Raw genomic sequence first — 21,644 nt, 5'->3', positions numbered from 1 at the left:
GTCGCTCCGTATTTGCGAGTGCAAAAGTAAAACTTTATTTTTTAATGACCAAATGTTTCTGAAGAAAATTTTAAAGTTTTTTAAGTAACCTTAACCCTTCTCAAACCTTCAATCTCTCTACTCCTGCGCTCCCTATAATTGGGACTGCAAAGATACTAACTATTTTTAAACTTCAAAACTTTTTTCTCAAAAAGTTTTGAAGTTTTTTTTTTCGCTTGTCTCTTTTGGAAGTAATATCGTTTATGCCCATCTAAAGGCTCTTCTGCGCTACTGATTATCTCTCGTTTTCAGTGGGGCAAAGATAATAACTTATTACAACGCAAAACAAGTTTAGTTAACATAAATTTTACCGTTTCGTAATATTTAAACCTAAACAGCTGGATAGCAGTGAGAAAAATTTTAAACAAAAATTCTCAAATCAGAATTCATATAAAGAAAAATCAGCAATATGCTTATTATAGCTAGTTTTTATAGTTTACTTTCTGTATAGATAGCGCTCAAAAATTCTGCATAGGATTTTTCCAGACCGATAATATCTCCTGATTTAAGGTTTAAGCCTCCCACCCCAGAGTGATCCGGTTTCACTTTTAAAGATGAAATCTGGAAGTAAACATTGTCATCATCAGCTTTTGGCTGAATTTTTACTGTAGAACCCAATAGTTTTCTGGTTGAAATTGTATAAACTTCTCCTGGAATAACTTTTAATTTTAAAAAAGATCTTGGAGCGACAGTGTAATCTTTACGGTTAATGCTTATTTTCTGTTCTTTTTCAGAGGAGGCAAATATATACATCTCCCCATGTTTAGCATTTAACTTTTCTTTAGGTGTGTAATATAAGGCGATTTTATAATTGGCAGCATTAAATGACTGAGGGGTTCCATCAACATTTTCGAAAGGTTTTAATTCAAATGTATTGGCACCAATCTCTTTTGCTTTTTTATATACCAGGGAAAATACGAGTGCATCATCTTTTGAAAAACCCTGTACTTCCACCTCTCCTAAATAGACAGCATCTGCAACGGCAGCTTCTTTTCTGAAGAAGAACTTATCTGAGTTGTCATTTGTTTTTTCAACTCTGGTCATATAAACATTCTGTGCACTCCACAGCTGGATACATAATACGGAAAAGAGGATTGCAATATTCTTCATATATAATAGTATTAGTGTGAAAGAATATCAACACATTCTTCAAGACTGTTTTCCCAATGTTTGGGTTCTATTTTGTAAACGTTCTCTATTTTATCCAAAGACATGGTACTTCTTACAGGTCTTTTGGCAGGAGTTGGGTACTGTTCAGTGTTTAATGGATTTAATTTTATTGGTGATTTTGAAAATTCTGCAATTTTTTTGGCAAACTCAAACCAGTTTGTCTCCGGATAGTTTGAGAAATGGAAAATGCCATACGTTTTCTGTGGCGCTTCGATAATCTTCATAATAGCTTCTGCTAAATCGTTTGCATTGGTTGGTTGTCCAAACTGGTCAGCAACGATTCCCAACTCTTCTTTCTGAGAGAAAAGATTCAACATTGTTTTCACAAAGTTCTTATTAAACTCAGAATACAGCCATGAAGTTCTCAGGATGATTGTTTTTGGATTGATTTCCAGAGCAAGCTCCTCTCCTTCTCTTTTTGATGCTCCATATACACCTATGGGATTGGTAAAATCGTCTTCAGAATAGGGAAGATTTGTGGTGCCATCAAAAACGTAATCTGTAGAAATATGGACCAGAAAAGATTTAAAATCTGCGCAAGCCTGAGCGAGGTAAGCTACTCCATCTGCATTAACAGCAAAGGCTTTTTCTTTTTCCTTTTCTGCCATATCAACTGCGGTGTATGCAGAGGCATTGATGCAATAATCAGGTTTATTATCATAAAAGAAATCATTCACCTGCTCTTGATTGGTAACATCTAAAATAGATGAATCTGTAAATAAGAATTCATATAGATGTTCAAAATCAGGGGCAATCTTTTTTATGCAGTTTCCTAATTGTCCGTTACTACCTATTACTGCTATTTTTTTCATTTGATTATTATTAATTTTTAAATTGGACTCTTCCATAAGATGGAATTAAGAGTTTTTGGCATTCTGAGATCTTAAGAACTTCACTCTTGACTGGAAGTCTTTTTGGATAAGATCCACATAAAATTTATCAAAAATTTCTTTGATATCTTCGGGATGAACTTCAGATTTTCTTGTTTTGACATTAAAATAAATAATAGTCACCCAAAGTACGGCATGAACCGTTTTCTCATCCAGACTTTTCATTAAAATTTCGACTTTTGCCGTTCTATCCTGTACATCGATAGTCTTGCTGCTGATCACTACCTGTGTATTATATCTTACTTCTTTCAAATAGGCTATTTCATTTTGAATGGCAATCCAGGTACAGCCGGTTTTCTTGGTATATTCTTCATAGGTAAACCCATAAAACGTCTCTACATGATCTTCTCTGGCATTGAACATATACTCAAGATATTTTACATTATTCAAGTGTCCGATCGGATCACAATCACTAAACCTAACTTTGACGGTAGTTGATACTTCTTTTTCCATTCCGCAAAAATAAAAAAACCACCTCTAAAAGAGGTGGTTAGTTTTATAAATCTTTGTTAATTTGCTGAAATTATTGAATTCCCAATTCTTTCTTCACAGCTGCTGTTGCGTCTGGTCCTGCTTTATAAAGGAATGCTGTTGAGTTTGCATCCATAATATAATCATATCCGCTAGCTTTAGCAACTTTTTCTACTGCTTCATTTAGCTTTTTCTCAATAGGACCGAAAGCTACATCTTGCTTAGCCTGTAGATCTTTTTGAGCTTTTTCCTGCATTTGCTGGATTTCTTCAGCTAATTTTTTCATTTCTGCTTCTCTAGCGTTGTTTTCATCAGCTGTTTTCTTAGGAGCTTCAGTTTGGTATTGCTGATATTTAGTTTGAGCTGCGTCCGCTTTTTTCTTAATCTCAGCTTGTTTAGTATCTAAGAATGTTTTAAGATCAGCATCTGCTTTCTTTTTCTCCGGCATTGCGTTAAGAACTCCCATTACATCTAAAGTAGCAATTTTTTGAGCTTTTGCCATACCTACAGATACAACCATCATTACTGCTGCAAATAATACACTTAATTTTTTCATAACTGGTAAATAAATAATTTAATTTGTTTTTAGATTTTAAAATATAGCAAAAGTTAATTCCCTTATTATTTTTTGCCTTTACTATTTGTTTTTTCCTTCTTGTCTGTTCCTTTTAATAAAATAGACAATACTTTTTCGGTGTAATCATATTTTGACTGAAGGAAAATAACACTAATGTTATTGCTTTTATCAAGAACTATGCCCAAGCCATTTTTTTCGGACATTGTTTTGATGGCACCCCAGATCTGATCCTGAAAAGGCTGAACCAGGTTTGTTCTCAGTTTTGTAATTTCACCGTTAGCTCCAAAGCGCAAACTTGTTGTTGTTTTGATATTTTTATCAAGATCGGCAACTTCTTTTTCTCTAAGCTTAAGCTGGTCGCCTATTAATAAAACTTTTTCACTTTCAAAAGCAGCCTTTTTTCTTTCATATTCAGATTGAAGGCTTTGAAGTTCAGATTCCCAGGTATCGATCTGAGAATTTAATCTTGCTTCAGCTTCTTTGTACTGAGGTAATTTATTTAAAATTTCATTAGTATCCACTACTCCGATTTTCTGGGCATTGTTCAAGCCGAAAAGTAAGAGTAATGCGAATGTGAAAATTATTTTAAAGTGCTTCATCTTTGTAATTATAATGTTTGGTTCATCAAGAAGTGGTTTCTCCATCCGGACTTATCACCTGAAATTGTCTTATCAAGACCTAGTGCAAAGTCGAATCCGATCAATCCAAATGCCCCCATATAAACTCTTACACCAATTCCGACTGATCTTTTCAACTGGAATGGGCTGTAAGAACTCCATGAATTCCATACGTTACCACCTTCAGCGAATGTCAAAGCGTAGATTTTTGCCGTCTGGCTCATTGAGATCGGGTATCTTAGTTCTAAAGTAAATCTGTTATAGATAGTACCTCCTCCTCTTTGAGTAATATCATCAGCCTGACCTCCTTCTGTACTGGCATTTTCATATCCTCTTAAAGGAATCAATTCTCTACCGTCATATCGACCTCCGAAAAGACCTGTACCTCCCATATAGAATCTTTCAAATGGCGGAGCACCCAACTGGTTGTTATATCCATCCATGAATCCCATTTCTGCAGAAGATCTCAAGACAAGTTTTCCTATGATCTCATTGTACACATCTGCTTTGAATTTAATCTTATAGAATTCCATCCACTTATATTTGTCAATTGGTGACATTGTGGAGTAATCTTTCTTCTTAAACAATGAGTATGGAGGAGTCAGTTTTGCTGAAAGTTCAATATTGGATCCCATTGTTGGGAAAATAGGGTCAATACCTGCTGAGTTTCTGCTCAGTCCCAGGTTGATACTGAAGTTATTGGCAGTCCCATTATTTTCTGTGGTATCTCCAAACTGAAACGGATAGTTATTGAAGTCATACTTCTGGAACTGTAAACCAGTGTAAAGTGAGAAATAATCATCAGGCCAGTTTAAGAGTCTGTTTAATCCTACTGAAGCGGAGAAGATATTTAACTTCTGAGCGGCTCCGTACTGATCTGTATATCTTACTCTTGAGTTATTCAAACTTACAGAAAGGGCTGTTGGTCTTGTACCAAATAGCCAAGGTTCTGAGAATGACACTCCGTAATTCTGGAAGTATTGTCCGGCCTGTACCTGAATAGAAAACGTTTGTCCGTCTCCCTGAGGTACCGGTTTGAAATCTTTAAACTTAAGGAAATTCTTTAACGAAAAGTTATTAAATGTTAATCCTAAAGTACCGATAAAGCTGTTCCCACCGTAACCTGCCTGTAACTGAACCTGTGAAGATCCTTTTTCTACAAGCTTCCAGTTGATATCTACGGTATTATCCACCTGATTTGGCTGAATATCCTGCCCGATTTGCTGAGGGTCAAAGAATGACATCCCTGCCAAATCGAAATAGGTTCTCTTAATTTCTGTTTTCTTGAATAGCTCTCCCGGCTTTGTTCTTAGAGCTCTAAGAATCACGTGGTCATGGGTTGTCGTATTTCCCTGCCATGTTACTTTATTCCAGGTAGCCTGTTCTCCTTCATTAATTCTTATTTCAAGGTTTACGGCATCACCAGACACTGATTTTTCAACAGGTGTTACATTAGAGAAAAGATATCCATTGTTCATATAAACAGATTTGATATCTGAATCATCTTCTTTACCTCCGTCTTCACCAACTTTTTTGTTGAAACCTACAGCATCGTAAATATCACCTTTCTTATATCCTAATAATCTTTGTAAATATTCTGTAGAGTAAACTGTATTCCCCGTGAACGTAACATCCCCGATATAATATTTTTTACCTTCATTAAGTTTTACATTGATTTCGTAGTTATTTCTTTTGTTTCTCCATACAGAATCTGAAACAATTTTAGCGTCTCTGTATCCAAGGGAGTTGTAATAACTGATAAGACTCTGCTTATCTTCCTGATATTTATCTTCAATGAATTTTGAGGACTTCAATATTCCACCGATACCGAAACGTTTTTGTTTAGTTTCTTTGAAAGCTTTATTTCTAAGTTTTCTGTCGGTTACATTTTCATTCCCTTCAAATTCAATATGGTCTATTTTAATTCTTTTACCTTTATCGACATTGATGGTCCAGTCTACTAACGCAGGATCTCCTGCATTCACTTTATCCTGAATCGTGATCTTTGCATCAGCAAAACCTTTTTTGATGTAGTCTTTAGGGACATTGGTTTTAAGGCTTGAAACTAAGTTCTGAGTAATCTTAGTTCCTGGTTTAAGGTTGTTATCCTTTGCCAGTTTTTCACTTTTAGATTTACCGATTCCTTTTCCTGAAAATTTAACTTCTCCAAGTTCTTTCAGATCCTGCAGGTAAAATTTCAGAACGATCGTCTGTCCTTCAATGCTTTGAACATAAACTTCCACTTCAGAAAAAGATTGGGTATCCCAAAGTTTTTTTACAGCATTGCTGATTTTCTGTCCCGGAATGTCTACACTTTCTCCTTTTGTAAGGCCGGTAAATCTTAAGATCTGAGCTGGTGTATATTTTTTTACCCCATCTACAACAATGTCTTTAAGTGTATAAGTTCCTGCCTCATTTTCTGCGTGTACAGCATTATTTACTTTTGTGCTGTCTTGTGGAGTTACTTGTCCATAAAAATGTGCAGAAGCAGCAAACATAATGATGGGTAATAGTCTAAACTTCATTTTATCGAGTCTTTCTTTTCTTAAAATTTTATTGGCCATTTACCTGTTCACCGGTTAAACCATATCTTCTTTCCTTGTTTTGATAATCAACAATACATTGGAAAAAAATATCTTTGGTGAAATCCGGCCACAGAACATTTAAAAACTGTAATTCTGCATAAGCAATCTGCCAAAGCAGGAAGTTGCTTATCCTTATTTCGCCGCTGGTTCTGATCAGTAAATCTACAGGAGGAAAATCTTTTGTATAAAGATAGTTTTCGAATAAACTTTCGTTTATATTTTCTATCTCTACTTTTCCTTCTTTTACATCAGAACTTATATTTTTTACGGCTTCCAGTATTTCATTTTGCGAGCCATAGCTAATAGCCAATACAAGGTTTCCTTTTGTGTTTTCTTTTGTAAGCTCTACCACACGTTCCAACTGTTCTTTTACTAATACAGGCAGTTTCTCAAGATTCCCTATAACATGCATTCTCAATCCTTTGCTGAAGATTTCTTCTGCTTCCAGCAGCAAGGTCTCTACCAACAGATTCATAAGGGTATTCACTTCTTCACTTGGACGGTTCCAGTTTTCCGAAGAGAATGTATACAGTGTTAAATAGGGGATATTAATCTCATTACATGCATTAATGGCATTTCTTACTGCATTAATGGCATTTTTGTGACCGAAAGTTCTTTCTTCGCCACGAGATTTTGCCCATCTTCCATTGCCATCCATAATGATGGCTACGTGTTTTGGTAAATTCTCAGAATTTATTTTTTCTTTAATCAACGACATATTATTCACAATAACACGGAGGTCTTCCGAACGAATATGTAAGTCCTAAACTGAATGTATTTATCCAGTCGTTGGATCTTCCATCTCCAATATTTCTCTTTTTAATAAACTCTGCTTCTCTTTCTTTAGAAACCGCATAATAATTTCCTGACTGTAATAATGAACCACCTGTAGCAGGGTCCAAAATATCAGCATTGAAAGAAGTTTTTACATCTTTGGAAAGGATCTTACTATGATCCAGCTGGTCCGTTAATGTATATCTGAACGTAGCTTCTGCAAATATAGCCCAGGTATGGTTGAATTTATACTTCAAACCCACCCCAAAAGGGATATGCATTGTTACTTTTTTTCCTAATGAATAATCTGTGGTGGTTGTAAAATCCAATTCATTGACCGGAGCCTGCGCCACACCGTCAGCATCCCTTCTGAAATCATTCACAAGAGTCGCTTTAGGAGCATCAAACATCAAAGCACCAATACCTCCGAAGATGTAAGGGCTCAGCATGCTGATCTGCTCGTTATTTACTGGAAAAAAGTTATATTCAAACATTAAACTCGCCTCATACACATTATTTTTTCCGTATGAGTTTCTATTTCTTCTATAATCTTCTTTTGCCGCCTTATCACTAAACTGAATCTGGTTATATCCTAAATCCAATCTAACGGTCTGATGCGGGTTAAAATTAAATCTGTATAATAAACCACCATAAAATGGGATGCCCCAATCTGACACTCTGCTTAAATCCAACGGCTTCTGTAAAATATAATTTGTCCTTCCTACATCTCCCACTAGGTTACTCATACCTAGACGAACTCCCAATTCGTTTCTTTGTGCTTTAACACTTACCACTCCAAGGAAGGCAAGGAAGCTAAACAATAATTTTTTATTCATAAAAGAATATGGATTTATGGTTATTTTAAAATTTAATTTTTGCAAATATAAAACATTTTTATATTAATGATAATCTTAATGTTTAGTTAAAAATAAACAAAAAAACATAATTTGTTATAAAGTAAACGGCAAAGTGGCAAAAATATTCTTTTTTTCATAGAATGAAAATATTTTACACATGAAAAACCCCCATTAAATGAGGGTTTAATGCTTTATTTTTTATTGAATAATACCTGTACTTTATTTCTGATCCTTATTAGTAATGGCTCTTTATAGTTTTTATCTTCATCAAAATATCCGTAACCATAACCATATCCGTAACCGTAGCCATATCCGTAGCCCTGTTTGGTATTATAATCATTATAAACAAGTCCCAGATTATTAACTTCGTCATTGTGATACTTTTCAGTAATCATTTTCAGCATATACTTTTCTGTATATTCATGTCTTACAACATAAATATTAGCATCAGAATGCTTCATGAGCTCATATGAGTCGGCCACAAGACCTACAGGTGGTGAATCTATAATAATGAAATCATATTTTTCTTTAAGCTCTTCTATAAATCTGATATTTCTCTGGCTCATTAAAAGTTCAGACGGGTTTGGCGGAATAGGACCTGAAGTAGCAACATCAAGATTAGAGATCTTAGTTTTGTTAATAATCTGGTCAATACCTACTTCTCCTGTAAGATAATTTGATATACCATATTTATTATCAATCTTAAAGTCTCCAAATATTTTCGGCTTTCTAAGATCCATTCCTAATAATATTGTTTTTTTGTCACTTAATCCTATTACAGATGCCAAATTGATAGAAATATAAGTTTTTCCTTCTCCTCCAATGGAGGATGTAATCAAAATAACTTTTCCTTTCTCACTTTCATTATCCATTAAGAATCTCATATTGGCTCTTATTCCCCTGAAGGCCTCAGATACAGATGACTTTGGCTGCTCCAGAACAGTAAGCATATTTTCATTGCTGTTATTTCCTATTACTCCAAGAAGTGGAATTTTCGTAGCGCCTAACAGCTCTTTAATATTTCTGATTTTACTATCTAATACTTCACCCACAAAGATGAACAGTAAAGGAAGCAGCAGCAATCCAGAGATAATAGCTATTTTCGCTAACTTCACATTCGGCCCTATAGGTCTTTGTCCCAGATTTTTAGCAGGGTCAATCACGGTAATATCAGATTGATTGGTAGCCATTCTCATCTTTGTATCACTTTGTCTTCCCAAAAGACTATTATAAGTGGCCTCAATCATATTATATCCTCTCTCTGCATCTAAATATCTCCTTTCTTTTTCAGGGTAAGAAGCTAAATCTGAGTTGGCTCCTGAAATATCACTATCAATTTTACTGATCTCATCATAATATCTGTTATAGTATCCTCTTAAACTGTTTGATGATCCCATCCTTGCTTCATCAATAAGCCTGTTGATTTCTCTCATTGGCTCTGATGACGGCTTGTAAATAGTAGCCATTTCTGCTTTTTTAGTATATAAAGCTTTCAGTTCAGAAACCGTTGCTGAGAATACTCCATCTTCAAAACCTGCAGCATTGGTTCCAATCATTTTATCAAAATTCTGAGACTGCAGGGTGTTTTTTATATTGTTAAGTGAGTTGATTTTGCTTATGATATCTGCTTTTTTAGCCTCCAGTTCTTTTATTTTTTCAAGAGATTTTTCATCTCTGTCTTTAATATTATAAAGTTTTTCTGAGGTTTTTAAATAATTCAGCACATTAGCACTTGAATCAAGCTTTTTACGGATATTATCCAGATTTTCTTTTAAAAAAATGTCTGTGTTCTTATTAACTATATTTTTATCAGCCAATCTCTTTTTTTGTAGTTCTGCAACAGATTTATTAAGGAAATTAACTGTACTATTAAGATTATATCCTGTTTTGGTAATAATCATGATTGATCTTATTTCTTTATCAAAGTCTACACCTGTGGTAGAAACAATCTCATTCACACTCTCATTTATGGACTTCAGATTTACAATGATATTATCCAGCTTGATTTTAGAAGGAACAGGATTTCTAACCAGTCTGAATCTCAGGTTAGGTGAATTGTACCACTCATTGATTTTAATGATTTTATCAGCAGGTCTGCTATATGCGCTGATATTCTGGAAACCTTCAACTTCATAATTATATAAGTTTGTAGATTCTCCTTCCTCGGGTAAAACCACCTGATACGCTCCATCTCCTTTGGGTATCAGAGTAATAGGATAATTAATCTGTTGAAGATGGTTTTTATCAATCTGAAGAAAAACGGGTGAATCATCTTTATCCAGGTAAGTAGATTTTATCAGTCCTTTGGTAGAATAATTGACATAAAGATCCAGTTCTTTTACCAAAAATTCGTTATGTGATCTGGATAAAAGCATTTTCTTCAGATAAAGCCCATCCTGATTTCCGGTATCTCCCCAAATGAAGTTGATAGATTGATTAGCCTGTGTGGGTAAAAACTCAGACCCTTTACTGGAAGTACTTAATGACAAGTCTGATGCATAAATATTTTGTGCATAGTAATGAGTGTATACCCATGCAATCGCATAGCCGATAAAAAACATGAATACAAACCAATACCAGTTCTTAAGAACCCTTCTTAAAAAGTGCTCTAAATCAAACAATGCAAATGATCCATACTTTTCTTTCTGAGAATTATTTTTCTCTGCAGCGTTTACTCTTTCTGGAATCATGACTAAAGATTTTTAAGAAGTAAATAAATAGACAATGCTGTAGTAATTACCGAAACTCCAGTTGTTAAAGTCTGAATAGGATCTTTTCCGAATCCATTCAAGCTTTTTGCTCTTGTATTCAGATAGATTTCATCACCATTCTGAACATAATAAAAAGGAGAGTTCATAAGATCTTCCCGGGTAAGGTCTATTTTGGCAATTTTGATTCCTTCCGGAAGTTTTCTGTGGATAACGATCTCTTTCTTATCGATCGTTCTGTTCAGCCCACCATTAATAGCTAAAGCTTCAGTAATGGTAAGAGTGTTTTTATGAACTACTTTCTCTCCTGAAAGCCCTGTAGTTTCTACATCGCCAAGAATATAATAGGTGATACCGTCTGTATTCAAACGTACTTCAGACTTACCTTCCTGAAAATTTTCATTTACTTTTTCCTGAATTTCTTTTCTAATATCTTCTAATGTTCTCCCTTCCGCTTTTACATAGCCAATTCCAAAAACATTGATATCACCATTGGAGTCTACTTTGAGTCCGTTAAAATAAAAATTCATATTTCCTCCTCTGCTTACCCCGGAATTGCCTCCAACTCCACCTCCGCCTGCTATACCTCCGCCTGATAGACCAGAATTTGATACACTTCCGGTTCCAATTCCCCCGGAGGAATTGTAAGAAGAGTAAAACTGTGCAGCATCTCCCTTGGGAGTTGTAACAATGTTAAGATTAAGGATATCATTTTTAGTAATCCTATATACGGGAATATTGTAGGGAACAAGACCTTCCTCATTAATTACGAGACTCTCACTTGGCTGTAAATATCTTACATCCTTTGTCGTAATACATGAGGTAACTAAAAGAGGGAATATTAAAAATAAATATTTAAAGTTTTTCATCATATATAATATTGTTTACAAAAGTAATATTTAATTGTTAATTTTTGTTATTTCTTAAACGATATAGCAAATCTGGCAAATAAGCGCCAAAAAAACCTATTGAAATAATCACCAATAATAAGAGATTGACATTAATATGTCTTAAATAATAAGCTACTCCTACAATCATCAGATAGTAAAGGATAATATAGAAAGTAGATCTCCTATGGGTAAGGTTCAATTTCAGCAATTTATGATGAATATGGTTTTTATCGGCATCAAATGGAGATTTTTTATTATAAAGCCTGATCATAATTACATTTAAAGTATCTACAATCGGAAGAATCAGAATGGCTACCGCTACTACAGGAGCAGACTGAAGGTGATATCTAGGTACATCTATCAGATTTTTATCTATAAAAATATCTATAAAACAAATAGATGTAAAAGCTAATAAAAAACCAAGGAGCATAGAGCCTGTATCTCCCATAAATATTTTGCGGGTACGGTAGTTTGATAAATTATAATACAAAAATGCCAGTACAGTTCCGATAATAACAACGGATAATATCACCAGCGGATAGTTATACTCTCCCAAACGGTAATAGCTTATTCCAAACAGAGCGCTACAGATCACAGAATAACCGCCTGCCAGCCCATCTATCCCGTCAATCAGATTGAATGCATTAATCAGAATAATAAATGTTACGATACTGAATATCACACTTACAAAGTACTCCAGCTCGTATACTCCAAAGATTCCGAATAAGCTTCTGATTCTGATATCAGAGCCAATAACAATCAGGGAAGAAACAACAATTTGTGCAACGAGTTTTTTGTAAGCCCTCATTACTACAATATCATCCATTACGCCTACATAGAGAAGGATAATTAATGAGGCAAATAAAAATTTGTAAAGATCAAATAATTCATAGGCAAAAATAGAGGCACATATTCCTATTGAATAAAAGATGGCAATTCCACCAAGATTGGGAATTTCTCTAAGGTGCGAGCTTCTTATTCCAGGCTCATCCATAAGATTCTTTCTTCGTGAAATCTTGACGATGGTAGGAATAGAGAAAAATGTAATTAAAAACGAGAACACGAAACCTAGCCCTATTTTTATATAGAAAATAGGTATTCCCGATCCGCTTAAGAACAATTCAAAATTTTTCATTCTTTTTTTATTCAGCACTTGTATCTCCTAAATAAAAAATCACAATGCAGACTTAACTTCATTATCATCTTCTATTGACCGAAACAATAGTACTTACATTTGTGTTTACTAAATCAATTTTCTTATCAACCTTTTCTGTCCTGCAAAAAACAACAGATAAAAAATCTTTTTCTTCAAAGGCAAAGATAAAAGATAATTCTTACCAAAACGACTATACTTCAATATATCTTGAATTTTTATTTGTCTTTCCTTCATAAAAAGAACTAATTGATCCGACATACTATAAAATATTTCTTCTTTTTTCACAAAGGCCAGATAGGCCAAAAATGAGTAAACCCCTTCAAAAATCTGAAAATTTTTCAACTCTTCTTTTTTATGGGAATAGGGAGATTTACTAAATATTTGTTCCACATCACACACTGCTTTTAATATATCAAGCCCTTTTTCTGTGTGGGATTTTGTAATAGAATCAGTACGTTCAAGGTACTGATAGTGGAAATTCTGAGTCTGCGCAATGGTTTCACATTCCAGCAAAAGCTGTGGAATAAGCTGAATATCTTCAAAATGAACTCCTTTTTTAAATCTTTTTTGATTAAAAAGCTCTTTTTTGAACAACTTATTACATGCAAAGTAGCTGATATCAGAAAATACTGAGAATTTTTTTTCAAGGAGTATTTTCTCAGGCATATCAGGCAGCTGTGTCAGTTTTTGGATAACCTTTCCGTTCTCATCCACTTTCTGGATATTGCAGATCACCATTTTTGTCTGATGTTTTTCTGCTAAGAGAAGCATTTCCTCAAACATGGTCTCAGTAACATAGTCATCACTGTCTACAAAACCAATATAGTCACCAGTAGATTTATCAATACCAAAGTTTCGGGCATCACTCAAGCCTCCGTTTTCTTTAGTAAAAGCTCTTATTTTTTCCGGATATTTTTGTGCAAATTCTTTAATTATTTGTTTAGAGTTATCCTTGCTTCCATCGTTCACAACAACAATTTCAATATTTTGAAGGCTCTGATTCACCAGAGAGTCAAGACATTTTGTCAAATAATTTTCGACATTATAAACAGGAACAATAATAGATACTTTTGAGGGAACATGTGTCATATGTTAAATTTTCGTCAGTCTTGCATTCAGCCAGCCTTTTTTAGCTTCATCAAAATCCTTTCTGGAGCAGGGAATACAGTTTTCTATATTTTCATCATCACCAAAATACCACAAATTACTGAAAGTATCACGCCTGAATGCATATTGTCTGTCATCTATCAAAACATAAAACATCTCATAATGCCTTTCTTTAGGATGGGAATGCTGGATATTGATCCCTTCAATCAGATACCACAACATCTGGGCTAAAAGCTGATGGTTCAGCTGGTTTTCAGAATAAATATTATAATTAAAAATCCCTACAGATTTAAGATTTTCACTTAACCCGATTTCTTTCATATAGGCGCAAATTTCTCTTCTGTTCAAACCATTTACCTGTGGATTCATGGAAAAAGGTTCGCTAAAGCTTTCAACAGCATCACAATTTACGGTCACCAGATCTGCTTTTCTGAAGAAAGGTTCTGTTTTTTCCGTAGAATTCATCATTTCAGCCAATCTGATAATATCAAACTCTACTTCTTTGATGAGTCTTACAGAATCCATCTCATTCAAATGTTTCTGATACCCCAGATGATGATAATTTTTAATGGAAAAATTCTTCGCCCCAAAAATCTTACTTAAAAAAGTATGTTCATTAATGGTTTCTCCTTGCTGAAGAGAAATAATATTACTGATCTGGGTATAATTGATGCTTTTCTTGTGAAAATTCAATGCTGAAAATAATGAGAAAGCAAAATCATTGGAACCACCAATAATTACTGGAATGGCTCTTTTATAATGACATGCCGACAGCACTTCCTGCAAAATATAATGAGTATCCTGAACGGATTTCCCAGACACCAGATCCCCCAGATCTACAACAGGAATTTCGAAGTCCATCTGCGAAAGCTTATAAAATTCTTTTCTTACTGCTGTAAAGTCCTGTACTTCAGCATCTCCGCCTACGCCTCTATAATCTGACACAAATAAAAGAACAATACTGTCTTCCCTGATATCTTTTGTAATCCGATTTCCTATCTGCCAGCTTTCTGCTTTGAAATTTCTTGGTGAAATGATAAAGTCTTCGAAATCCATATTTTATTTTAAATTGTAATAATTGATTAATTGCTTGATGTAACAAACATACAAAAAACACAGGAACTGAGTAAGACGTGTATGTTTTTGTTCACAAAAAACCATCAACAAATTGTTGATGGTTATATACTATATATTGTTTAATAAGAATTATATCTTGTATACATATAAATTCATCATTTTAAAATATGTATAAATATCACTCATTCAATAATTTTTAACAGAATTCCAATAAATACATTTAAGATTTATATCTCTTTTTCCATTTAGTTAATGTATTTTTGCTAATTCTAAAGTATTTTGAAGTAAGACTATTATTGAGTTTATTTTCTTCTTGATAATTGATTATATAAATAATTGTTTCATCATCATAAGATCTATGTCTTTGATCAAATATTATAGAATCCGAATCTTTGCTATGAAAGATTAAGTTATCTAATCGAACAATGTCCCAAGAGAAAAGATTTTCCTTTTCTAAAAAAAATTAAATTCTGTTTCCCGCTCTGGGCATATTTTTAAAATAATATCATGATAAATCTTCTTATAATTAGGGCTGTTTCGCATCATATTTAGTTTTCCATTTATATAATGTCGTTTTAGGTATACCATAATCATTTATAATAGAATCTACACTTTTTTCTCCTGATTTAATAAGTCCTAAAATATAATCTATGAGATTTCTAGTATAGATATTTTTTCTAAATCTTGGAAGAAATGTTTCTTTTGAAGAAGAAATCTTATTTACTGGAGGAGAATACAATATTATATGCTGAGAATACAACCTGAAAAAATCATATTTCAATAGTTTACTCCATTTTAAAAGAACGTTACATTCTAGACTTTCTCTTTCATACATTTCTTTTATTTCAGTTTCTGAACAATGAAAAAAATTACAAATACGCACTATATCCATTTCCAATTCTATAACTCTCATTTTAATATACGAACCTATATGAATTTCTTTAAAGTTAGATATTATAGTCATTTTTATAAATTTATATAAAGGCAATAAATTATAAGTAAGCTATCATGGGAATGGGATAACTTACTTATAATAGGTATAATTTATGTTTTTGGATTATTCAACAACAGTTAAAGTACCCTTTGTAATGTTGTAAACAACACTTTTTCCCCGTTAAATTGCACTATCTGGTATAAAAAACGATAGAATCTGTACGTATCAGGTATTGTTGTTCCATTTCCGGTCGCAACTCTTACAGATAAAAATAATTCTGTTACCTCCGCATTAAAATTAGTTCCACTAACAGGAGCTGTTGAAGTTCCGGATGAAGGACCTGTCCAAAATACAATATCATTGGCATCTATACCTTGCTCTACGCCATTTGCAATACTTAAACCAATAAGCTGACGACCTTCATTTACTGAATGAGCAGCTGTATTAATATGAACTACAATAGTATTACCCGATATGTTTTTAAGAATAGGTTTATAGTAAGTAGATCCCACCGATATTACATCAAACTGAAGACCATCAATTATAGGCATCGTGGCTCCATATTTAACATTAGCAGAGAAATATGCTCCACTATTATTCATTGTTGTAGAATTAGCATAATAAGTATTTGCAGAAATCCCTCCAATGGTAAGAGTAGTTCCCTGGCCAACAGTAGCATTACAGGATTTACCTCCGATATTGATTGGAAAAGTAGTTGTGATAGGGCTACTAACAGTTGGTGTTCCTGAAACAGTATAATTCAAAGTACCTGCTCCGACGTTAAAACTACCAGCAGACAATGTTGCTGTTAAACCATTCACCGGACCAATGTTTTGGGCTGGATAATTACCTCCGTTTGCCCCTGTATAAGGAATAGATAAGATTCCTGTATAAGCTGTTCCAGAAGTATATGTACTAGGTGTTAAACTAACATCAGAACAACTTATAGAGCCAAGTGTACCAATAGCTGTAGATGAGTTACTTATTTGTCTCCATTCGCTTCCATTCCAATACAAATATCCAACCGCTGTAAGTCCTCCAGCACCTGTATTATACACTATTAAGCCAACAGCAGGAGAAAGTATTGTTGTTTGATCTGTGTTTGAATTTAAAGCAACACGAGGTAACAGAGCTCCTTTATTAGAAGCACTTATATCTATTTTTGCACTGCTGTCCGGAGCAATAGTTCCTATCCCAACACTTCCTGAGGAAGTTACTACAAAATCATTAGCTTGTTGTACAGCAGATGGAACTCCAGCTGATGGATTATCTTTTGCACCATCGACATTGAAAACACCTTGTGGATTAACTGTATTAATCCCAACCTGAGCATGCGCTTTACCAAAAAGAAAGAGTAAAGTGATAGGTAATATTATTTTTTTCATAACATAATTTTCAGCAAATTTCAAAAAAACCGAAAAAATGCAGTGCAAAAAAACATACTTATTAATACTTAATTTACTACTCATATCTACTTTAAAGCTTTAATCATCAATATTGAAAGTATTTATAATAAATAAATTTGTATCTACATCAGAAGGGATATTAAGTTTCTTTCGTATTCTATATTTTTTATTCTCAACAGACCTAACCGTCGACTTTGTTACCTGGGCAATTTCTTTGGTCCTTAATCCCAGCTTTATTAAAGCACAAATTTCTAATTCGGGAGCAATAATCTGAGGGTTAATTTTTAAAATACTATTGAAGAAATTGGGAAATGAAGAGCTGAACGAACTGATAAATAATGGATTATTATTTACTGCCATATCATACAAATCCCTAGATAATATTTGCTTATTTTCTTTAAGGCGTTTATTTAGACCTTCTGTTTCTACAATATATCTTATAATGATTTTTTCTTTTCGATGTATAAAATAAACAGCAACAAGAGTACAGAAAACAACTTCCAATGTTTTATAAAACCTTATATAATGCTGTTCAGTAAATGATAAATTTTGATGCAAATTTGGAAGTAAAGAATAGTTGGTATAGTAATTTATTAAGAAAAATACTATAAAAGAAACTATTAATGTTATTATGGCAATCTTGTCTTTCCTATAATTAAAAAAAAAGCTCATGGCTGTAGTCAAAGAAATATACGACAAGTAGTTCATAGCATCTTTTCCTGCAATTATGTCACAGTAAAATGTCAATAAACCTAAAATATAAAATGTTAGGAATACTAATATTTTATTAAATCTAATACTGTTTGGCAAAAATAATGTTAGGAACATTATAAATATGAGTATTAGAAAGACTATTACATACGTGTAATCTTTAAGAAAGAAATAATTCAGAATACAATTGGAAATGAAAATTATGATAAGAACAAACGTATAGATATTAAAAAGAAAATTCTTTTCATCTTCCACTTCTTTATCCATATTAGCATATGAAAGACTACCATTAAGCATATTTAATTATAATTTAAAGTTTAATAACAATATTAATAAAAACCACCTAAATTCATCCTTTAATTATTGTAAATATAATCAAATCTCCCAAAATGTATTCTAGAAAAACACCTGTTCCGATAAGTTTATTACCTAAATTGAAAACACGTTTAATAATTAAATCAAGAAAGATTTCCGGAACAGTAATTGATATACATTGTGCTGTTACAATAAGATAACCAGCTGTGCTGTTGACAGGGCTAACATCTAACTCCACAATTGATAAACAACAATCTGCCTGACTGTCTTCGCGTGACCCTTTTGTCTCTTCTAATGTTTGTGAGATAACCTCTTCGCTAAAATTAAATTCTGACATGATTTTATAGTTTTGTTTTTCTTACTCGTGTGGTTTTTCAAAATACGCCTCCCATTTAAAGAGTTTATGAACTGTACTTTCTGTAATACCACCATCTAGAAATAAATGGTTGAGGCACTAAAAAAAAGGGTTTACAAGTATATCTTTCATTTACAGGCATATATTCGAAAATAAGTAAAAATAACTATTTATGAATAATAATTCTCTATAATAGGAATTTTCCATCTATTACCGTTATTAATTTTTATATTTTTCTGAAGTGATTCTCAATAAAAAAGTTAAGAACACATAACTTTACATAATATCTGATATTCTAAAAATAGAAAAGCACAGACAAAAATCTGTGCTTTTCTATTTTATTAGAGCTTGTTTATTTCTTCTTAGTCGCCGGTCTTTTTACAGCTGTTGTTTTCTTTGCTGTAGTGGATTTTTTAGCTGCAGGTTTTTTCTTTTCTGCAAAAGCTTTAGGATCCTGATCTGTAATCCATTTTTTAACCTCATCTAAAGAAAGTTCTTTTAATTCTTCTGCATCATATTTTGTATCGTCTGCTTTCTTCGGAATTTTGAACATAGCTTTTCCGAACTTGATGAAAGGCCCCCATCTTCCGTTTTCAATGGAAATCTTTTCTTTTTCCCATTGCTGGATATATCGGTTGGCTTCTTTCTCCAATTTAGCATCAATCAGTTCATTGATATCACTTTGTGAAAGATTTTCAAAATCATATCTTTTAGGCACATTCACGAAAATATCTTTGTACTTGATAAACGGTCCGAATCTTCCAGATCCTTTTGTTACCGGTTCTCCTTTATACGTAGCAATCGGAGCATCAGCAATCTTCTTTTCATTGATGATTTCCTCGGCACGTTTCTGATCTACAGAAAGCGGATCTTCACCTTTCGGAATACTGATATATGTTTCGCCCCATTTTACATAAGGTCCAAATCTACCAACACCTACAGAAACAGGCTGTCCGTCAACTTCATTTAAATCGAAAGGCAACTTGAACAACTCCAGTGCTTCTTCAAAAGTAATCGTTGCAATATTCTGCCCTGTCATTAATGAAGCAAAGATTGGTTTTTCTTCATCATCAGTTTCCCCAATCTGGATCATTGCTCCAAATCTTCCGATTCTTGCATGAACATTTTTACCGGTCTTTGGATCTACACCTAGCAATCTGTCTCCGGTTGCACGGTCTGCATTTTCTTCAACATCTTCAATTCTTGGATGGAATTTTGAATAGAAATTGGTCATCATTTCTTTCCATTTCTGATCACCGCTTGCAATTTCGTCAAAGCTTTCTTCTACTCTTGCTGTGAAGCCGTAGTCAAGGATTTCTCTGAAATTATCTGTTAAGAAATCATTTACCACTTCACCGATGTCTGTAGGAACGAATTTATTTTTATCCCCACCGAATTTCTCTTCAAGAACTACTTTTTTGATCTTATCTTTTGCTAAAGACATTTTGATCACTTCACGGGTCTGCGGCTCGATTTCTCTTTTATCTACGTACTCTCTGTTCTGAATCGTCTGAATTGTGGGAGCGTAAGTAGAGGGTCTACCAATCCCCAATTCTTCAAGTTTTCTCACCAATCCGGCTTCAGTATATCTTGCACTTGGTCTTGTAAACTTTTCAGTAGCCGTAATGGTTTTATAGTTTAAGACTTCTCCCACACTTACTTTCGGCAACAACTTATCATTGTTTTCCTCATCCTCCTCTTCAGTCTTCACAATTCCGTAAGCTTTCAGGAAACCGTCGAATATGATCACTTCTCCCTGTGCTTCAAAGTGATGCGGCAATGATGCATTTCCTATTTCAATCACTGTCTTTTCAATTTTGGCATTAGCCATCTGAGAAGCCAGTGTTCTTCTGTAAATTAATTGATACAATCTGTTTAATTGTGCATCAGCTACGGTTTTTACTCCAAAATCTGTAGGACGGATGGCTTCGTGAGCCTCCTGTGCTGAAGCTGATTTTGTAGTATAGTTTCTTGGAGAAGAATATTCTGCTCCGTATTCTGATATGATTTGTTTTTTAGCTCCTTCAATAGCTTCCTGGGAAAGGTTTACAGAGTCTGTTCTCATATAGGTAATAAACCCTTCTTCGTACAGTCTCTGTGCCAGACGCATGGTATTGGTTACATTATATCCAAGCCTTGATGAAGCTTCCTGCTGTAATGTAGAGGTTGTAAACGGAGCCGAAGCTGAACGTGTACCTGGCTTTGTTTCCACATTCAGAACTTTAAATTCTGTAGTTTTTGCCTGCTCCAGGAATTTTTCTGCTTCTTCTTCTTTTTCGAAATCTTTTTTCAGTTTGGCAGCAATTTCCTGCTCTGTTTTATTTAAAAAGATCCCATCAAGCTTAAAGCTTGCTTTTGGCGTAAACTCACGGATTTCTTTTTCTCTTTCAACAATTAACCTAACTGCTACAGACTGAACTCTACCTGCAGACAGCCCCGGTTTTACTTTTTTCCATAAAACGGGTGACATTTCAAAACCTACGATTCTGTCCAGCACTCTTCTCGCCTGCTGTGCATTCACTAAATTCTGATCAATATCTCTTGGATTGTCGATTGCTTTTAGAATGGCGTTTTTGGTAATCTCGTGGAAAACAATTCTTTTTCTGTTTTCAGGCTTCAGTTTCAATTCATCCGCAAGATGCCATGCAATAGCTTCTCCTTCGCGGTCCTCATCGGAAGCAAGCCATACCATATCGGCTTTCTTTACGGCGGCCTTCAATTCGGTTACTAATTTCTTTTTGTCTGCTGAAACTTCGTAATCAGGACTGAATGTGGCAAGGTCTATCCCCATTCCTTTTTTAGGAAGATCACGGATGTGTCCGAAACTGGATTTCACTTCAAAATCCTTTCCTAGATATTTTTGAATAGTTTTTGCTTTTGCCGGGGACTCTACGATTACTAAATTTTTCGACATTCTAACTAAAAATTTTTGCAAAAGTAAAGCTTTTTTATTATATACTTTTTGTTAAACAGGTTTAATTTATCAATCAGGGTAGTTTATACTC

At 33.9% G+C, this 21,644-nt stretch carries 18 protein-coding genes; all 18 read right to left on the bottom strand.

The features are described from left to right. Nucleotides 1-468: 468 nt before the first annotated feature. The 18 genes from C8D70_RS14065 to topA all read right to left on the bottom strand — a co-directional run bounded on the left by C8D70_RS14065 (nt 469) and on the right by topA (nt 21,553). A complete protein-coding gene (locus C8D70_RS14065) occupies nt 469-1,149 on the bottom strand; it encodes a hypothetical protein (RefSeq protein ID WP_110367708.1) in 681 nt (226 codons plus the stop codon). 11 nt (nt 1,150-1,160) lie between these two features. Continuing rightward, nucleotides 1,161-2,057, bottom strand: a complete 897-nt coding sequence (gene rfbD, locus C8D70_RS14060; protein ID WP_410493713.1) for a dTDP-4-dehydrorhamnose reductase — start codon at nt 2,055-2,057, stop codon at nt 1,161-1,163. A 9-nt stretch (nt 2,058-2,066) separates the two neighbouring features. Then, nucleotides 2,067-2,552 carry an acyl-CoA thioesterase gene (locus C8D70_RS14055; RefSeq protein WP_076595515.1) on the bottom strand — a complete coding sequence of 162 codons (486 nt, stop codon included), beginning with the start codon at nt 2,550-2,552 and terminating at the stop codon, nt 2,067-2,069. A 70-nt stretch (nt 2,553-2,622) separates the two neighbouring features. Continuing rightward, nucleotides 2,623-3,126, bottom strand: a complete 504-nt coding sequence (locus C8D70_RS14050; protein WP_076595514.1) for an OmpH family outer membrane protein — start codon at nt 3,124-3,126, stop codon at nt 2,623-2,625. Nucleotides 3,127-3,191: 65 nt separating this feature from the next. After that, a complete protein-coding gene (locus tag C8D70_RS14045) occupies nt 3,192-3,746 on the bottom strand; it encodes an OmpH family outer membrane protein (protein WP_076595529.1) in 555 nt (184 codons plus the stop codon). Between the two features lie 8 nt (nt 3,747-3,754). Next, nucleotides 3,755-6,289 (bottom strand): outer membrane protein assembly factor BamA, encoded by a 2,535-nt coding sequence (gene bamA, locus C8D70_RS14040; RefSeq protein WP_076595528.1) that lies wholly within the window; start codon nt 6,287-6,289, stop codon nt 3,755-3,757. 28 nt (nt 6,290-6,317) lie between these two features. Beyond that, the gene (locus C8D70_RS14035) at nt 6,318-7,067 is read right to left on the bottom strand and encodes an isoprenyl transferase (RefSeq protein ID WP_076595513.1); all 750 of its coding nucleotides are present in this window, start codon (nt 7,065-7,067) and stop codon (nt 6,318-6,320) included. A gap of 1 nt (nt 7,068) precedes the next feature. After that, on the bottom strand, nt 7,069-7,959 hold the full coding sequence (locus C8D70_RS14030) for a DUF6089 family protein (RefSeq protein WP_076595512.1): 891 nt from the start codon (nt 7,957-7,959) through the stop codon (nt 7,069-7,071). A gap of 212 nt (nt 7,960-8,171) precedes the next feature. Next, the gene (locus C8D70_RS14025) at nt 8,172-10,670 is read right to left on the bottom strand and encodes an exopolysaccharide transport family protein (RefSeq protein WP_110367706.1); all 2,499 of its coding nucleotides are present in this window, start codon (nt 10,668-10,670) and stop codon (nt 8,172-8,174) included. Between the two features lie 2 nt (nt 10,671-10,672). Continuing rightward, nucleotides 10,673-11,560, bottom strand: coding sequence for a polysaccharide biosynthesis/export family protein (locus C8D70_RS14020; protein ID WP_110367705.1), 888 nt, complete (start codon nt 11,558-11,560; stop codon nt 10,673-10,675). A gap of 34 nt (nt 11,561-11,594) precedes the next feature. After that, complete coding sequence (locus tag C8D70_RS14015; protein WP_076595509.1) at nt 11,595-12,713, bottom strand: glycosyltransferase family 4 protein; 1,119 nt, start codon at nt 12,711-12,713, stop codon at nt 11,595-11,597. Nucleotides 12,714-12,821: 108 nt separating this feature from the next. Next, nucleotides 12,822-13,823, bottom strand: coding sequence for a glycosyltransferase family 2 protein (locus tag C8D70_RS14010; RefSeq protein ID WP_076595508.1), 1,002 nt, complete (start codon nt 13,821-13,823; stop codon nt 12,822-12,824). Nucleotides 13,824-13,826: 3 nt separating this feature from the next. Beyond that, nucleotides 13,827-14,897 (bottom strand): formimidoylglutamase, encoded by a 1,071-nt coding sequence (locus C8D70_RS14005; protein WP_076595507.1) that lies wholly within the window; start codon nt 14,895-14,897, stop codon nt 13,827-13,829. A gap of 547 nt (nt 14,898-15,444) precedes the next feature. After that, on the bottom strand, nt 15,445-15,882 hold the full coding sequence (locus C8D70_RS14000; RefSeq protein WP_110367704.1) for a transposase: 438 nt from the start codon (nt 15,880-15,882) through the stop codon (nt 15,445-15,447). Between the two features lie 107 nt (nt 15,883-15,989). Beyond that, the gene (locus tag C8D70_RS13995) at nt 15,990-17,321 is read right to left on the bottom strand and encodes a hypothetical protein (RefSeq protein ID WP_136521250.1); all 1,332 of its coding nucleotides are present in this window, start codon (nt 17,319-17,321) and stop codon (nt 15,990-15,992) included. A gap of 15 nt (nt 17,322-17,336) precedes the next feature. Next, nucleotides 17,337-18,086 (bottom strand): helix-turn-helix transcriptional regulator, encoded by a 750-nt coding sequence (locus C8D70_RS13990; protein ID WP_228408031.1) that lies wholly within the window; start codon nt 18,084-18,086, stop codon nt 17,337-17,339. Nucleotides 18,087-18,318: 232 nt separating this feature from the next. Beyond that, on the bottom strand, nt 18,319-18,621 hold the full coding sequence (locus C8D70_RS13985; RefSeq protein WP_110367701.1) for a hypothetical protein: 303 nt from the start codon (nt 18,619-18,621) through the stop codon (nt 18,319-18,321). A gap of 370 nt (nt 18,622-18,991) precedes the next feature. Beyond that, on the bottom strand, nt 18,992-21,553 hold the full coding sequence (gene topA, locus C8D70_RS13980; RefSeq protein WP_076595502.1) for a type I DNA topoisomerase: 2,562 nt from the start codon (nt 21,551-21,553) through the stop codon (nt 18,992-18,994). Between the last annotated feature and the right edge of the window lie 91 nt (nt 21,554-21,644).

It is taken from the genome of Chryseobacterium sp. CBTAP 102 (genome assembly GCF_003201365.1).
GTDB lineage: Bacteria > Bacteroidota > Bacteroidia > Flavobacteriales > Weeksellaceae > Chryseobacterium > Chryseobacterium candidae.
Note: the sequence above shows the minus strand (reverse complement) of the source record. Positions and strands in the feature narration are given on the sequence as shown.

Bases quoted from the DNA above. Each gene is read 5' to 3' on its own strand.
- C8D70_RS14035 (WP_076595513.1), bottom strand. From the start codon at position 7,067: ATGTCGTTGATTAAAGAAAAAATAAATTCTGAGAATTTACCAAAACAC.
- C8D70_RS14020 (WP_110367705.1), bottom strand. From the start codon at position 11,560: ATGATGAAAAACTTTAAATATTTATTTTTAATATTCCCTCTTTTAGTT.
- C8D70_RS13995 (WP_136521250.1), bottom strand. From the start codon at position 17,321: ATGAGTAGTAAATTAAGTATTAATAAGTATGTTTTTTTGCACTGCATT.
- C8D70_RS14010 (WP_076595508.1), bottom strand. From the start codon at position 13,823: ATGACACATGTTCCCTCAAAAGTATCTATTATTGTTCCTGTTTATAAT.
- C8D70_RS14045 (WP_076595529.1), bottom strand. From the start codon at position 3,746: ATGAAGCACTTTAAAATAATTTTCACATTCGCATTACTCTTACTTTTC.
- C8D70_RS14015 (WP_076595509.1), bottom strand. From the start codon at position 12,713: ATGAAAAATTTTGAATTGTTCTTAAGCGGATCGGGAATACCTATTTTC.
- C8D70_RS13990 (WP_228408031.1), bottom strand. From the start codon at position 18,086: ATGTTCCTAACATTATTTTTGCCAAACAGTATTAGATTTAATAAAATA.
- rfbD (WP_410493713.1), bottom strand. From the start codon at position 2,057: ATGGAAGAGTCCAATTTAAAAATTAATAATAATCAAATGAAAAAAATA.
- C8D70_RS13985 (WP_110367701.1), bottom strand. From the start codon at position 18,621: ATGTCAGAATTTAATTTTAGCGAAGAGGTTATCTCACAAACATTAGAA.
- C8D70_RS14050 (WP_076595514.1), bottom strand. From the start codon at position 3,126: ATGAAAAAATTAAGTGTATTATTTGCAGCAGTAATGATGGTTGTATCT.
- C8D70_RS14005 (WP_076595507.1), bottom strand. From the start codon at position 14,897: ATGGATTTCGAAGACTTTATCATTTCACCAAGAAATTTCAAAGCAGAA.
- bamA (WP_076595528.1), bottom strand. From the start codon at position 6,289: ATGAAGTTTAGACTATTACCCATCATTATGTTTGCTGCTTCTGCACAT.
- topA (WP_076595502.1), bottom strand. From the start codon at position 21,553: ATGTCGAAAAATTTAGTAATCGTAGAGTCCCCGGCAAAAGCAAAAACT.
- C8D70_RS14025 (WP_110367706.1), bottom strand. From the start codon at position 10,670: ATGATTCCAGAAAGAGTAAACGCTGCAGAGAAAAATAATTCTCAGAAA.
- C8D70_RS14065 (WP_110367708.1), bottom strand. From the start codon at position 1,149: ATGAAGAATATTGCAATCCTCTTTTCCGTATTATGTATCCAGCTGTGG.
- C8D70_RS14055 (WP_076595515.1), bottom strand. From the start codon at position 2,552: ATGGAAAAAGAAGTATCAACTACCGTCAAAGTTAGGTTTAGTGATTGT.
- C8D70_RS14000 (WP_110367704.1), bottom strand. From the start codon at position 15,882: ATGACTATAATATCTAACTTTAAAGAAATTCATATAGGTTCGTATATT.
- C8D70_RS14030 (WP_076595512.1), bottom strand. From the start codon at position 7,959: ATGAATAAAAAATTATTGTTTAGCTTCCTTGCCTTCCTTGGAGTGGTA.